9 protein-coding genes and 1 pseudogene are annotated in these 14,944 nt (G+C 69.4%); 4 read left to right on the forward strand and 6 right to left on the reverse strand.

The annotated features are described in order from the left end of the window. Positions 1–256: 256 nt before the first annotated feature. Complete coding sequence (locus FLX07_RS35335; protein WP_223854448.1) at positions 257–3,841, reverse strand: glycosyl hydrolase family 95 catalytic domain-containing protein; 3,585 nt, start codon at positions 3,839–3,841, stop codon at positions 257–259. Positions 3,842–4,503: 662 nt separating this feature from the next. Between FLX07_RS35335 and FLX07_RS35340 the strand changes: the two genes are divergently transcribed. Continuing rightward, positions 4,504–5,205, forward strand: coding sequence for a FadR/GntR family transcriptional regulator (locus FLX07_RS35340; RefSeq protein ID WP_208762569.1), 702 nt, complete (start codon positions 4,504–4,506; stop codon positions 5,203–5,205). 60 nt (positions 5,206–5,265) lie between these two features. On the opposite strand, the gene FLX07_RS35345 is transcribed toward FLX07_RS35340, so the two are convergent. Then, positions 5,266–5,979, reverse strand: a complete 714-nt coding sequence (locus FLX07_RS35345; protein WP_142576253.1) for a FadR/GntR family transcriptional regulator — start codon at positions 5,977–5,979, stop codon at positions 5,266–5,268. Positions 5,980–6,474: 495 nt separating this feature from the next. On the opposite strand from FLX07_RS35345, the gene FLX07_RS35350 reads away from it, so the two are divergent. Genes FLX07_RS35350 through FLX07_RS35360 form a run of 3 tightly spaced genes read left to right on the forward strand, consistent with a single transcriptional unit; the run spans position 6,475 to position 10,174 of the window. Next, on the forward strand, positions 6,475–7,557 hold the full coding sequence (locus tag FLX07_RS35350; protein ID WP_142576255.1) for a sugar ABC transporter substrate-binding protein: 1,083 nt from the start codon (positions 6,475–6,477) through the stop codon (positions 7,555–7,557). A 12-nt stretch (positions 7,558–7,569) separates the two neighbouring features. After that, entirely contained in the window at positions 7,570–9,135 is a 1,566-nt protein-coding gene (locus FLX07_RS35355; RefSeq protein WP_142576257.1) for a sugar ABC transporter ATP-binding protein, read from the forward strand. Beyond that, the gene (locus FLX07_RS35360) at positions 9,128–10,174 is read left to right on the forward strand and encodes an ABC transporter permease (protein ID WP_142576258.1); all 1,047 of its coding nucleotides are present in this window, start codon (positions 9,128–9,130) and stop codon (positions 10,172–10,174) included. Before FLX07_RS35355 ends, FLX07_RS35360 begins: the two co-directional genes overlap by 8 nt. 36 nt (positions 10,175–10,210) lie before the next feature. Here the strand turns inward: FLX07_RS35360 and FLX07_RS35365 are convergent. The 4 genes and pseudogenes from FLX07_RS35365 to FLX07_RS35380 all read right to left on the reverse strand — a co-directional run. Next, positions 10,211–11,398 (reverse strand): annotated as a pseudogene (locus FLX07_RS35365) (RNA-guided endonuclease InsQ/TnpB family protein); the annotation flags it as partial. Between the two features lie 339 nt (positions 11,399–11,737). Then, positions 11,738–12,652 carry an ATP-dependent sacrificial sulfur transferase LarE gene (gene larE / locus FLX07_RS35370; RefSeq protein WP_208762570.1) on the reverse strand — a complete coding sequence of 305 codons (915 nt, stop codon included), beginning with the start codon at positions 12,650–12,652 and terminating at the stop codon, positions 11,738–11,740. Further along, the gene (locus FLX07_RS35375; protein ID WP_142576262.1) at positions 12,645–13,358 is read right to left on the reverse strand and encodes a FadR/GntR family transcriptional regulator; all 714 of its coding nucleotides are present in this window, start codon (positions 13,356–13,358) and stop codon (positions 12,645–12,647) included. Before FLX07_RS35375 ends, larE begins: the two co-directional genes overlap by 8 nt. Before the next feature lies 1 nt (position 13,359). After that, positions 13,360–14,652, reverse strand: coding sequence for an L-fuconate dehydratase (locus tag FLX07_RS35380; protein WP_142576264.1), 1,293 nt, complete (start codon positions 14,650–14,652; stop codon positions 13,360–13,362). Positions 14,653–14,944 lie beyond the last annotated feature (292 nt).

The following is a 14,944-nucleotide window of genomic DNA, read 5'->3' on the forward strand; positions in this document are numbered from 1 at the left end:
GGGGCCGGCCAGGCCGGCGCCGGCGAGGGTGAGGCCGAGGACGGAGGCGGCGAGTATCTGGGTGGTCCGGGTGATTTTCACGTGATCATCGCTCCATTTATGGGGGGCGGGGCCGGCCGGCTGATCGACCGGCCGGTCCCGTGTCGTGCTGAGTCGTGGCTGACGCTCCTGGGCGGTGTCCCCGTCGCCGGGACCGTGGTGACCGTGGTCACCGCCGGGTGCGCTCAGGCGGTCGGCCGGGGACGCCCCGATGCGATCAGCCGCAACTCGCCCCGCTGTAGTCGGCGTTGTAGGTCGAGGTGACCTGCTTGCCGTCGATCGTGGCGGTCGCCTTCACCGTGACCGTGCCGGGGTCGATCTGGGCGGCCCGGGTGTTGAAGGACTGGTAGGCCTGCTTGCCCGGAGCCACGTCGGCCACGGTCTTGGAACCGAACGGGGTCGTCAGCGTGATCGTCGCCGGCACGTCGGAGTCGTTGACGGCCGTGACCGCCAGGTAGGCCGAAGTGCCGATGCAACGGGAGGAGGCGGTGACGGTCAGCTTGACCTCGGCGGGCGGCGTGACGGAGTCGAGCGCGACCGCGAAGATGTGCATCGTCGCGACCCCGTTGGCCGCCCCCGCGCTGATGTTGGGCAGATCGACGCGGGAGATCTCCTTGTTCTGCAGAGCCACGCCGGAGTAGTAGATGGTGGCGGGGGTGTTCTGCCGCTGATTGTTCGGCCGGTTCTGGTAGGGGGCCACGGCGGCGGCGGCGCTCCCCGAACTCGGCGCGCCGTACCAGTCGGGCGAGCTGAGGGTGAAGGTCTGCCTCGTGCCGTCCTTGTAGACGACGGTGGCCGGCCCCGACACCGCGCCGTAGGTCCCGGTCAGCAGGAAACCGAGCGTCTTGCCGGTGCCGGTCACCTTGAGGGACTGCCCGGAGGCGATGGCGTTGTCGGGGGTGCCCACCGCGACGTCGGGCCAGGTGAAGTTCAGCCCGTTCACGGTGACGGTGGCCCCGGGGGTGACACCGACCGACGCCAGCGCCTGGGCGGAGATGCTGGCGCCGTTGCCGTCGAAGTTTCCGGGAGCGGTGTTGGTGTCGTCGGTGACGGCGACGTTGCTGAACAGCTCCTCCAGCGACTTCTCCCCACCGCCCCACACCTGCACCGTGGCCTTCGTGGACACGGTCCAGTCCTCGCCCGACTCGGTGCCGCCCACCACGGCGGTGAGGACCGCGGTGCCGGTGGCCGTGCCGGCGGCGGGAGTGAGGGTGAACTCCACCGTGGCCTCCGCGTCCGGCGCCAGGGGGCCCACGCCGGACTGCTTGGGGGTGACGGTCCACCCCTCCGGCGCCTCGAGGGACACCGTCGCCGACGCCAGCGACGCCTCGACCGCCCTGACGCTGACCTTGACCTTCGCCCCCTCACCCGGTACGACCTCGGCGGGCGCGGCCACGGTGACCTTCTGCAGCGTGTACGCCCGGTAGGTGTGACCGGCCTGCGCCGTGATCTTGACGGCGTCGGGCTCGGCCTTGTCCACCTTCACCGTGCCGCCGCCGGCGACGTCGAGGATCTTGTAGCGGCCGGAGAAGATGCCGCCGCGTACCTGGACGACACCGTCGCGGTCGGGCGTGATGAGGTACTCGTCGGCCTGCCCGTCGCTCCACGCCGCGCCGACGGTGTGGCCGCCGCGGCCCCGCAGGCCCTGCACCTTCCCGTTCGGCCAGGCCGACGGCAGCGCGGGCAGCACGTGCAACTCGCCGGTGTGGCTCTGCAGCAGCATCTCGGCGATGCCGGAGGTGGCGCCGAAGTTGCCGTCGATCTGGAACGGCGGGTGCAGGTCGAACATGTTCGGGGCGAGCCTGGCCGGCGTGACCAGGAGGCGGACCAGGTCGTGCGCCCGCTTGCCCTCCTCCAGCCGCGCCCAGTAGTTGATCTTCCAGGCCAGGGACCAGCCGGTGCCGTCGTCGCCGCGCAGTTCGAGGGTCCGCCGCGCCGCGTCGTACAGCTCCGGGGTGCCGCGCTTGGTGATCTGGTGGCTGGGGTGCAGGCCGTACAGGTGCGAGACGTGCCGGTGGTTCCGCTCGGTCTCCACCCAGTCGTACAGCCACTCCTGGATGTTGCCGCGCGAGCCGATCTTCATCGGAGGGAGCCGGTCCTTGGCGGCCAGGACCTGCGCCCGGAAGCTCGCGTCCACACCGAGGACCTCGCTGGCCTCCGCGCAGCCGTCGAACAGGTCGCGCAGGATCTGGTTGTCCATGGTGGGACCGGCGGCCACGCTGACGTTCGCGTGGTGGGGAAGTTCAGGGGAGTTCGACGGGTTCGTGACCAGGTAGCCGAGCTTCGGCTCCTCCACGAGGGTCTCCAGGAAGAACTGCGCCGAGCCCTTCATCGCCGGGTAGTTCTGCCGGAGGAACTCGACGTCGCCGGTGAACAGGTAGTGGTCCCAGATCATGGTGGCCAGCCACGCGCCGCCGGTCTGCCACATGCCCCAGAGCGCGCCGTCGACGACCGAGGTCGCGCGCCACGCGTCGGTGTTGTGGTGGGTGACCCAGCCGCCGGCGCCGTACTGCACCTGGGCCGTGCGGGCGCCGGTCACCGTGAGGTCCTGGATCATGCCGAACACCGGCTCGAAGCACTCCGACAGGTTCGTCGTGTTGGCCGGCCAGTAGTTCATCGGCAGGTTGGCGTTGATGGTGTACTTCGAGTCCCACTGTGGGCTCATCGAGTCGTTCCAGATGCCCTGCAGGTTGGCCGGCTGGGTCCCGGGCCGCGAGCAGCTGATCAGCAGGTAGCGGCCGAACTGGAACAGCAGCGCGGAGAACTGCGGGTCGTCGACGGCGCCGTGCTGGGTGATCCGTACGTCGGTCGGCTGGTCGGCCGCGTCGGTGCGGTCCAGTTCGAGCGTCGTCCGCTCGAACAGGGCCTTGTAGTCGGCCACGTGCCGGCTGCGCAGCGTGTCGTAGGCCTTGCCCTGGGCGGCGCCGAGGTGCTGCTGCGCGATGCCCCGGTAGTCGCCGCTGACGTCCTTGTAGCTCACGTAGCTGGAGCCGATGGAGATCAGCAGCGTCACGCTGTCGGCGGCGGTCACTTGGAGCGTTCCGCCGGAACTGGTGACGGTGCCGCCCTCGGCGACGGCCTTGGCCAGCGCCAGGAACTTGACCTGGCCGGTGATGCCCTCGAAGTTGCCCGAGACGCCGTCGAGCCCCACCGTGGTGCTGTCCGGGCTGGTGAGCGTCGCGCGCTGGGGGCTGTCGAACGTCGCGCTGAACGTGATCGAGCCGGGCGTGTCGGCGGTCAGGCGAACGACGATGACCTGGTCCGGTGCGCTGGCGAACACCTCGCGCTTGTGCCGTACGCCGTTCAGCAGGTAGTTGACGGACGTGACGGCGGTGGTGAGGTCGAGCTGGCGGTTGTACTCCGTGAACCCGCTGGTGCCGGGGAAGGCCAGCCTGATGTTGCCGACCGTCTGGTAGGCGAGCTGGCCCGCGGGCTTGCCCAGCATGTTCTGGTCGATCAGGGTCTGGGCCTGGCTCCACTGGTCCTCGAAGACGAGGCGGCGGATCTCCGGCAGCGCCGCCAGGCCCTTGTTGTTGCTCTGGTCGTAGGGTCCTCCGCCCCAGACGGTGTCCTCGTTAAGCTGCAGCCGCTCGGTGTCGACGTTGCCGAACACCATGGCTCCGAGGCGCCCGTTGCCGATGGGGAGGGCGCGGAGCCAGTCCGTGCCGGCGCCCTTGTCGTACCACAGCGCCATGTCGTTCGCGGCGCGTACCTCCGGAGGGGCCACCGATCCGGCTCGGGCGACCGCTGTCCACTGCATCGGCAGCATCAGAGCCCCTGCTCCGACCGTGCCGATCTTCATCAATTGCCTTCGCGTCAGATCTGGCATTCGCTCTCCAAGCGCACTGCGGCCTTGCCGACGGCCGGCGCCGCGCCAATGGGGCGGCGAACCCGACATCGAGGAGACTGGCGGGGTTCGGCGGGGACCGGCTGCGTGACGAGGCTGTGTAGGGGGTGATGGCAAAGCTACAAAGATTTGATGTATCGGTCAACGATTCTTATAGAAACGCCCGAAAGCCGGTCATCTAGACCCTGCGGCCCCGGGAAACATCTAACCTTTGGCCCGTCCTGGTCCCCTGGTGCGTACCCATCCAGGTCGCGGTGGGGGGACCGTGGGCGGCGGAGGCGGCCGGGATGTCGCGGCCGCCGCACGAGGGGGTCACCCGTGCCACCGGGCAGCGGACCCGCGCGGGACGGGGCGGCGCGGAACGAAGCTGGACGGGGCGGGCAAGGCCCGCACGCCGCGGAGTAGCGGGACGAGACCGCGTCATGTATCCGTAGAGCAGCACCAATCCCTTGACGACCACGGGCGCCGACGGCGGACGACGACGATCTGCAGCGGCCGCAGGCTACGACGACGTGCGGGAAGGCCGCATCCGCTCCCCGGCTGTCCGTGGTGACGAGGGAATCCCGCTCCGCTCGGACTCTGGGAACCGACCTGCCATGTCACGCACAGACGATGTAGTGGACAGCATCAAGCGGATGATCCTCGACGGCGTCCTGCGGCCCGGCGACCGCCTGCCCGTCGAAAAGGACCTCGCCGAGTCGCTGGGCGTCTCGCGAGGGGTGTTGCGCGAAGGGGTCTCGGCGCTGTCGATCCTCGGGATCGTCAGCACCCGCCGGGGTGACGGAACGTACGTCACCAGCCTCGACGCGACGCAGTTGCTGGCTCCGATGGGCTTCGTCGTCGACCTGCACGGCCAGGGCGACCCGCGGCACGTGTACACCGTCCGGCGCCTGCTCGAGTCCGAAGCGGCGCGGCTGGCCGCGACCATGATCACCGATGAGGCACTCTGCCAGGCCAGGGACCTGCTCTGCGAGTCGGCCCGGATCGTCGGTCAGGTGCCCCACGACCATGAGCGTCTCATCGAGATCGACATCGCCTTTCACCGCATCATCGCCGCCCATACCGACAACCCGGTCGTGATCGGCCTGATCGAGGCGTTCGCCAGGCGCACCGTCCGCGGCCGGCTGTGGCGGAGTCTGCACGAGGAGGGCGCCGACCGGCGCACTCACGACGAGCATGTGGCGATTTGGGCGGCGCTCGCGGCGCGCGACCCCGAACGGGCACGCATCCGGATGGCCAACCATCTCATCGGGGTCGAGGAGTCCCTGCCCCGGTTGCCCGGCGAGGGCGACGCGCCGTCCGGTCCCGTGGCCGGCTGACCTCGGGCCGGGCAGGCGGCGTGGGGTGACGTTCCGGGCCTGGCGCGACGCCCGCCCTGATCACCGCACTGGGTCCGGTTCCGCGCCGGACCGCGAACGGCCGAGGTTGTCCCGCAGCCAGGTCTCCGTGGTGTTCACATGCATGAGCGCGACCGCCTGGGCGAGGGCGGCGTCACCGGCGGCGAGCGCGCGGTAGATGGCTGCGTGCTCGGCGATCGTGCGGCCGGCCGCGTTCTCTTCGACGAGCCCGCGCCACACCCGGGCCCTGAGGGTGCGGCTGGCGATGCCGCCGAGCAGGGCGGACAGGGACCTGTTGCCCGTCGCCTCGAAAACCGCCCGGTGGAAGGCGTCGTCGTGATGGTTGAGCGCTTCGATGTCGTCCTGCGCCGCGATCATGGCGTTGAGATGCCGTTCGACGTCCGCGAGTTGCTCGGTGGTGATCCGGGCGGCGGCCAGACCCGTCGCCACCGGCTCGAACAGGCGCCGCACCTCCGTGATCTCCAGCAGATCGTCGCCCCGCATCATCTCGACGGCGAGGCCGACTCCTTCGAGCAACAGGTCCGGCGAAAGGCTCGTGACGTAGGTGCCGTCGCCTCTGCGCACCTCCAGCACCCGTGTGGTGACGAGGGAGCGGACGGCCTCTCTGAGCAGGTTGCGGGACAGGCCCAGCTCGGCGGCCAACTCCTGTTCGGGTGGCAGCCGGGCGCCGGGGGGAAGCGTCCCGTCCTTGATGAGCTGCCTGATGCGTTCGATCGCCTGCTCGGTCAACGACATACCTGCATTTTGGTACGTCAGGACGGCGGACCTCCACACGATCTTTCCGGGCGCGTGGGAGCGCTCACGGAGACCAGCCGCACCTCTGCCGGATGGGGCCCCTGGTGAGGGCGGCATGGAGAGGGCGGCGTGGTGACGGCGGCATGGGGAGGGCGCCGTGGTGAGGGGTGCGTGGTGAGGGCTGTCCGGCACGAACCGTCGGACCGTGCCTTCCGGCCGGGACAGACATGCGATGTGTGGGTCTCCCGGCCCGGATGGGGCATGTCAATAGGTCGGATCCCTTGCTGCCGGCAGCCGCTCGAATAACGGAATATCACCATCCTTCCCCAAGGTCTGGACACTGGAGCGGTTTTGAGCATAGAAAGACATCCCATGTCCTGTCGTGATTAGCCCGCTCACGACGACCCTCGCCCATGCCTCGCACAGCGCGGGCTCACCTGAGCGTGGAGCGGTCAGCGACGGCATGGCAGCCGTGGTGCTTCAGAAGGAGAGACGATGGAACGCAGACGGTTCGCGCTCGCCGCGGCCTTAGCCATATCGGGGTGCCTCGCCGCTGCCTGCGGCGGGAACAGCGGTACTGGGAACGACAGCTCCGGCAGCGGGGACGGCGCGGCGGCGAAGCCGGTGATCGGCGTCGACTACCCGCGTTCCGACACGGACTTCTGGAACTCCTACATCAGCTACGTGCCGAAGATGGCCGGCGATCTGGGCGCGGAGGTCAAGACCACCAACTCCCAGAACGACGTCGCCAAACTCACCGCCAACGTGCAGACCCTGGTGAGTCAGGGCGTGAAGGGCATCGTCATGGCGCCCCAGGACACCGCGGCGGTGGCGCCCACGCTGCAGCAGCTCGAAACCAAGAAGATCCCCGCCGTGCTGGTGGACACCCGTCCCGACACCGGGAACGCTTTCATGGTCGTGCGCGCCGACAACCGCGCGTACGGGGAGAAGGCCTGCAAGTTCCTGGGTGAGAAGCTCGGCGGCAAGGGCAAGGTGGTCATGCTGGAGGGCGACCTGGCCTCCATCAACGGCCGGGACCGCACCGAGGCGTTCAACGACTGCATGAAGCAGAACTACCCCGGCATCGAGGTGTTCGGCGAGGCGACCAACTGGGACGGAGCCGTGGCCTCGCAGAAGCTCTCCACGGTCATGACCGCGAACCCGGACGTCAAGGGCGTCTACATGCAGTCGAGCTTCGCCCTCGCGGGCACGCTGCAGGTGCTCAAGCAGCGCGACCTCCTGGTGCCGCCGGACGACCCCAAGCACGTCTTCGTCGTCTCCAACGACGGCATCCCGCAGGAGCTCAAGGACATCGCCGCCGGGAACATCGACGCCACCGTCTCCCAGCCCGCGGACCTCTACGCCAAGTGGGCGCTGTCGTACGCCCAGGCCGCGATCGAGGGCAAGACCTTCCAGCCGGGCAAGACCGACCACGACAGCACCATCATCCAGGTGCGGCCCGGCCTTCTGGAGGACCAGCTGTCGGCGCCGCTCGTCACCGCCGACGGCGGCACGTACGGCGGGATCACCAGTGTGAAGCACGACGACAAGTCGCTGTGGGGCAACAACCTGAGCTGAGAGGGCGTGGTTATGGAAGAGTTCGCGGGAGGGCCCGCGAGCCCTCCACCCGCCCGTGGCAGCGGGCCGGTCCGGGCGGACCCGCCCATCGCCGAGGCGGAGCGCATCACCAAGAGGTACGGCGAGACGACCGCGCTGGACGGTGCCGGCATAACGATCAGGCCCGGGGAGACGCACGCACTGGTCGGGCGCAACGGTGCGGGTAAGTCGACCCTGGTCTCCATCCTGACCGGGCTACAGGCGCCGGACGAGGGCGAGGTCCGCTTCGCCGGGTCCCCCGCGCCGCGGTTGTCCGACCGTGACGCCTGGCGGGAACGGGTCGCCTGCGTCTACCAGAAGTCCACGATCATCCCTGAGCTGACCGTGGCGGAGAACCTCTACCTGAACCGGCACGACCGCAACCGGATGGGGCTGGTCGGCTGGAAGGGTCTGTGGCGGAAAGCTACGGACCTGCTGGAGGCGTGGTCGGTGGACGTCGACGTCCGCCGGCCCGCCGGGGAGCTCGGGGTGGAGCAGCGGCAGTTCGTGGAGATCGCCCGCGCACTGTCGTTCGGCGCGAGATTCATCATCCTGGACGAGCCCACCGCCCAGCTGGACGGTGCGGCGATCACCCGGCTCTTCGATCGGATGCGGGCGATGCGGGAGCAGGGAGTCACCTTCCTGTTCATCAGCCATCACCTGCAGGAGATTTATGAGATCTGCGACATGGTCACGGTGTTCCGGGACGCCCGGCACATCCTCACCGCGCCGGTGGCGGACCTGCCACAGGCCGAGCTCGTGGCGGCGATGACCGGCGAGGCCGCGGGGCTGCGGGAGCACGCCGTCCGCCCGCCGGTCCCGGCGGAGGCCCCGGTGGTCCTCGACGTCCGGGGCCTGGGCGACGGCGACGTCTACCAGGACGTCGACCTGCGGGTCCGGACCGGGGAGATCGTGGGCCTGGCGGGCCTGGGCGGCAGCGGGAAGACCGAGCTCGCCGAGACCATCGCCGGGCTGCGCGCTCCCCAGGACGGGACTCTGGAGGTGGCCGGAAGCCGTCCGCGCCCCGGGAGTGTGCCGGAGTCGCTGGCCGCCGGAGTGGGCTTCGTGCCCCGCGACCGGCACCAGCAGGGGTTCGTCCCCCTGATGTCCATCGCCGACAACACCACGATGACCGTACCCGAGCGGCTTGGTCAGGCGGGTTTCGTCAGCGCCCGGCGCAAGGACGCGCTTGCCCGCGAGATGATCACGAATCTCGCGATCAAGACGCCCGGTCCGGAACTGCCCGTTTCCGGGCTGTCCGGCGGCAATCAACAGAAGGTCGTGATGGCTCGCGCCCTGGCCAGCGACCCTCGCCTGCTCGTACTGATCACACCGACGGCCGGAGTCGACGTCCGGTCGAAGGAGTTCCTGCTCGGCAAGGTCGAGGAGATCGCCGACAACGGAACCGGCGTCGTGATCGCCTCCGATGAACTTGACGACCTGCGGCTGTGCAACCGGGTGCTCGTGATGTTCCACGGCCGCGTCGTCGCGGAACTGGCCGCCGGCTGGCACGACCACGAGATGGTGGCCGCCATGGAAGGAGTCGACCTCGATGCCTGACAGCTCCACCGCTCACGCCACGACGGGAAATCCGCCGAGCCCACCGGCGCCGGAGGAGGCGGGAAGGCGCCGCTCACCGATCCCTCTGGCGCGGCTGCGGGACTTCGCGCTCGTTCCCGCGATCATCGTGATCGCGATCGTCGGGCAGATCGTCAACCCGATCTTCCTGCAGAGCGACAACCTGATCAACATCCTGCAGACCATGTCGGAGATCTCGCTGCTCGTCCTGGCGCAGACTCTCGTGCTGATCGCCGGCAGGATGGACCTGTCGCTCGAGTCGACCTTCGGGCTGGCTCCCGGCGTGGCCGCATGGCTGACGGTCGCCGCCGGCACGGGACCGGGGCTCGGGCTGCTGCCCGGCGCCTGGGGAATCCCCGTCACCCTCGCGGTGGGCGTGCTGATCGGGGCGGTGAACGCGCTGTTCATCGTCCGCTTCGGGCTCAACGGCTTCATCGTCACCCTGGGCATGCTCATCGTGCTGCGCGGCCTCCTCACGGGCATCTCCGGCGGGCAGACCTTCTTCAACCTGCCGGAATCGATGACCTACTTCGGCTCGGCCATGTGGCTCGGCGTGCCCGCGTCCATCTGGATCTGCCTGCTGCTGTTCGCCGTCGGCATCGTGATCATGGGATTCACCCGGTTCGGCCGGGCGCTCTACGCGATCGGCGGCAACGTCGACGCCGCCAAGGCGGCCGGCATCCGCACCGACCGGGTGCTGTGGATCGTGCTGATCTCCGCCAGCCTGCTGGCCGCGATCGGCGGTCTCCTGCTGACGGGCCGGCTCGCCTCCGTGGCCGCCGCTCAGGGTGACGGCGCCATCTTCACGGTGTTCGCCGCCGCCGTCATCGGCGGAGTCAGCCTCAATGGCGGTAAGGGCACCGTGTTCGGCGCGTTCACCGGCATCCTGCTGCTCTACATGATCCAGAACGTCCTCACCCTCGCGGGCGTCCCGGCGCAGTGGATCCAGGCGCTCAACGGGGGGATCATCCTCACCGCGCTCGCGATCTCCCGCCTCACCGGCGGCAAGACGCAGGATTGACATCCTCCCCCTCCGCAAGGAGGGGGATTCAACCCTCACGGGTTGGTCTTCCTGTTTCACTGCCGGTTGCCCTCTCGGAGGTCTCCGTTGAGGTCTTACACCAGCTCCACAGGCGTTTTACCTCTCCGCCAGCCCGGCGGCGAGGATGTTCTTGGCGGCGTTGACGTCGCGGTCATGGGTCAGGCCGCAGGCGCACGTCCACTCGCGCACGCCCAGCGGCATCGCGTTTCGCAGAGTGCCGCACACGCTGCACAGCTTGGACGAGGGGAACCACCGGTCCACGACCAGCAGTTCCCGCCCGTACCAGGCGGTTTTGTACTCCAGCATCGAGCGGAGTTCCCGCCAAGACGCATCCGAGATGGCGCGTGCCAGTGCGTGGTTTCTCACCATGTTGCGGACGGCGAGGTCCTCGATCACGACCGTTTGGTTCTCACGGACGAGCCGAGTCGAAAGCTTGTGCAGGAAGTCGCGGCGGCGGTCGGCGATCCGCGCGAAGACGCGCGCCACCGTGAGCCGGGCCTTGGCCCGGTTGTTGCTGCCCTTGGTTTTGCGTGCGAGCGCACGCTGCGCCTTGGCCAGGCGCTTGCGGTCGGCACGCTCGTGCCGGGGGTTGGTGACTTTCTCCCCGGTGGAGAGCGTGGCCAGGGCGGTGACGCCCGCGTCCACGCCGACCATGTTCTGGGTGGGGTCGAGCGGGCGGATCTTCTCCTCTACGAGGATGGATACGAACCACCGGCCCGCGTTGTCGTGGGACACGGTCACCGTGGACGGCTGCGCACCCTCGGGCAGGGGGCGCGACCAGCGGATGTTCAGCGGCGCGTTCATCTTCGCCAGCGTCAGCCGGCCGTCCCGCCAGCGGAACGCCGACCGGGTGTATTCGGCCGACGCCCGCGACTTCTTCCGGGACTTGAAGGTGGGGTACCTGGCCCGTTTGGCGAAGAAGTTCGCGAACCCGGCTTGCAGATGGCGGAGCGCCTGCTGAAGCGGCACGCTGGACACCTCGCCCAGGAACGCCAGTTCCGGCGTCTTCTTCCACGCAGTGAGCATCGCGGAGGTCTCCACATAGGAGACGCGGCGGCCTTCCAGGGTGTAGGCGCGGGTCCGCTCCTCCAACGCCAGGTTGTACACCTTCCGGACGCAGCCGAACGTCCGGGCTAGCTCATCAGCCTGCTCGGGGGTCGGATAGAAGCGGTACTTGTACGCCCGCTTCACAAGCTGCGCCACACCTCACATCTTACCCCACGATCAGTTGAAGATCGAGCACGTGTTCGAGAAGCCGGTTCGCCTTGCAGCGAATCGGCTACCCCTGTCCTGCTCCGCAGGGGTCCGATTCCTCCCCCGCCTGAAGGCGGGGATTTCCTCGGAGATATCCGATGACGAGAAGGAACGACGAGCGGGGGAGGCCGATCTCTGCGTCGGTCTCCCCCGCTCGTCGCCGCGTACGGGTCCGGGGCATCAGACGTGAAACGGCCGGGTGATTCCCGCTTCGACCGGAGGCGGGCATCGCCCGGCCTTCCGGTTCGGGGGGATCACCCGGCCTTCCGGTCCGGGGCGGAGAGCGCGTCAGGAGGGAAGCAGCGGCAGCAGCGCGTTGAGACCCCCGGACGCGAAACCGGACAGGTCCAGCGAGCAGAAGGTGAAGCCGGCGCCGCGGACCGCGGCATCGACGCGCTCGCGCAACTCGCACGCCCGCGGGATCTCGGTGCCCGGAACCTCGACCCGGGCCAGTGTGCCGCCGGCGTGGGCGCGGACCCGGCACACCGGGAAGCCGAGATCGCGCAGCGCGCGCTCGGCGGTCTCGATCCTTCGCAGCACCTCCGGCGTGACCGGGTCGCCGTAGCTCACCCGCGAGGCCAGGCAGGGCGCGGCGGGCTTGTCCGCGGTGACCAGGCCGAGCGCGCGGCTGACCGCGCGGACGTCGGCCTTGGTGAGCCCGGCCTCGACCAGCGGTGCGATGGCCCCGCGCTCGGCCGCGGCGCGCTGCCCGGGGCGATGGTCACCGAGGTCGTCGAGGTTGGTGCCGAGCGCGATCCGGGCGCCCATGGCGGCCGCCAGCGGCGTGACCGCGTCGAACAGCGCCGACTTGCAGTGGTAGCAGCGGTCGGCGCCGTTGGCGGCGTACTCGGGCCTGTCGGCCTCGTCCGTGCACACCTCTATATGGGCCAGGCCGTGGGCGCGCGCGAAGTCACGGGCGGCGGCCCGTTCGGAGGCGGCGAGACTCGGGGAGACAGCGGTGACGGCCAGTGCACGCCTGCCGAGCACCCTCGCGGCGGCGAAGGCGAGCAACGCGGAGTCGGCGCCGCCGGAGTAGGCGACGACGACCGCGTCCTCACGGCGCAGCCGATCGAGCAGCCGATCCAGCAACGGGTCCAGCGGCCGGTCCGGCAACGGGTCCATGGCGTCGCTCACCGCGTCCGCCGCACCCACCCGGCCGGCGTCCGCCGTCCCCTCTTCCACGGAAGCGGGACGATCAGCCATGAGCGGCCTCACCCGCGAAGGCACGCGAGCCGGTGAGGCTTTCCTCGACGCCGAGGACGTGCAGGGCGGCGTGGAGCCTGGCCCGTTCGCAGTCCCGCGCCAGCAGAGCCCGATGGACCGCTCGGTGCTCCCGGAGGGTGCGGTGAACGGCCTCGGGGTCGCTCATGCCCCGCCAGATGCGGGCGCGCACGGTGCGGCCGGACATGTTGTGGATGACGGCGGCGAGGACGGCGTTGCCGCAATGAGAGGCGATGAGGGCGTGGAAGTCCTGGTCGAGGGCGATCAGTTTCTCGTGGTCGACGGGATCGCACGCGGCGACCGTCTCGGCTTCGTCGAGCAGATCGCCCAGGTGGACGAGATCGGTGTCCGGGATGCGCGTGGCCGCCAGCCCCGTCGCCTCCGCCTCCAGGATCCTGCGCACGTGCAGGAACTCCCCCGCCCCGGCGTCGAGGTGAATGTCGGCGACGAAGCTCATCCCGTCGAGCAGCAGGTCGGGAGACAGGCTGGTGACGTAGGTGCCGTCGCCCTGCCGCGTCTGCAACACCCGCATGGCGACCAGTGCGCGCACCGCCTCGCGCAGCGTGTTGCGGGCGACACCGAGTTGTTCGGCCAGATTCTTCTCGACGGGGAGCTTCTGCCCTGGGCGCAGCTCCCCGTCGATGATCATCTGCTTGATCGTGTCGATCGCCGTCTCGATGACGCCCACGTCAGCCTCCCCATTGGTGACCATCAGGGTAGCGGTACGCGTCGATCGACTCAGAGAGCATACGAGCGCTGTAACCGGGCTTTTCAGGCAGCAGGTAGCGGCCGCGCTCGATGCGGACGGGGTCGGTGAAGTGCTCGTGCAGGTGGTCGACGTACTCCAGGACGCGGCCCTCCAGGCTGCCGCTCACGCACACGTAGTCGACCACGGCCATGTGCTGGACCAGCTCGCACAGGCCGACGCCGCCGGCGTGGGGGCAGACGGGCACGCCGAACTTGGCGGCCATGAGCAGCACCGGCACGATCTCGTTGACGGACGCGAGCCGGCAGGAGTCGATCTGGCAGAAGTCGATCGCCCCGGCCTGCAGGAGCTGCTTGAACATGACCCGGTTGTGGGCGTGCTCGCCGGTGGCGACGCCGACGGGGGCGATCGCCTTGCGGATGGCCGCGTGGCCGAGGACGTCGTCGGGGCTGGTCGGCTCCTCGATCCACAGCGGCTCGTACGGCGCGAGCCGGCCGAGCCACTCGATGGCCTGGGGCACGTCCCACACCTGGTTGGCGTCGATCATGAGCGTACGGTCGCCGAGTTCCTCTCGGGCGATCGACAGCCGCCGGACGTCGTCCTCGACGTTCGCGCCGACCTTGAGCTTCACGTGGGTCCAGCCGTCGGCGACGGCCTCGCGGCACAGACGGCGCAGTTTGTCGTCGTCGTAGCCGAGCCACCCCGGAGAGGTCGTGTACGCCGGGTAGCCGTACTCGGCCAGCTCGGCGATCCGCTCCCCGCGCGTGGGGGCGAGCCGGGCCAGCATCCCGACGGCCTCGGCGGGGGTCAGCACGTCGGACAGGTAACGGAAGTCGCAGGCCGCGACCAGCTCCTCGGGCGTCATGTCCGCGACGAAGCGCCACAGGGGTTTGCCGGCCCGGCGGGCCGCCAGGTCCCACGCCGCGTTGAGCACGCCCGCGGCGGACAGGTGCACCACGCCCTTCTCCGGCCCGAGCCAGCGCATCTGGCTGTCGGCCATGATCTCGCGGTAGAGACCGCCGAGGTCGCCGGCCAGCTCGTCCACGTCGCGTCCGGCCAGCCGCGCCCCGATCTGCCGGGCGGCGGCCACACACAGGTCGTTGCCCCGCCCGATCGTGAACGTGAGGCCGTGCCCCGTCAGGTCGCCGTCGTCGGTTTCCAGCATCACGTACGCCGCGGAGTAGTCGCCGTCCGGGTTCATCGCGTCCGAACCGTCGAGCGTCGCGGAGGTCGGAAACCTGATGTCGATCACGTTCACAGAGGTGATCGTCGGCATGGGCGAACTCCAATTGATCCGATGAATATGAATGGAACAGTAGGGTCACACTGGAAGAAGGTCAAGGCAAGTCAGCAAATACCGCACCCAGGGTTTACTTCAACCCGATGAATCTGGCAGGCTCGACGCGGCAAACGGCCCTGTGAACCAGCGGAGAGGCCAAGATCGTGAAGCTGTTGCGGGTGGGTCCGGTGGGTGCGGAGCGGCCGTGCGTGCTCGCGCCTGACGGGCGGGTGTTGGACGTGTCGTCGTTGACGGCCGACATCGATGGTGCGTTCCTTGCGGGGGGCGG

Origin of the sequence: Microbispora bryophytorum (assembly GCF_006874465.1) — a bacterium.
GTDB lineage: Bacteria > Actinomycetota > Actinomycetes > Streptosporangiales > Streptosporangiaceae > Microbispora > Microbispora bryophytorum.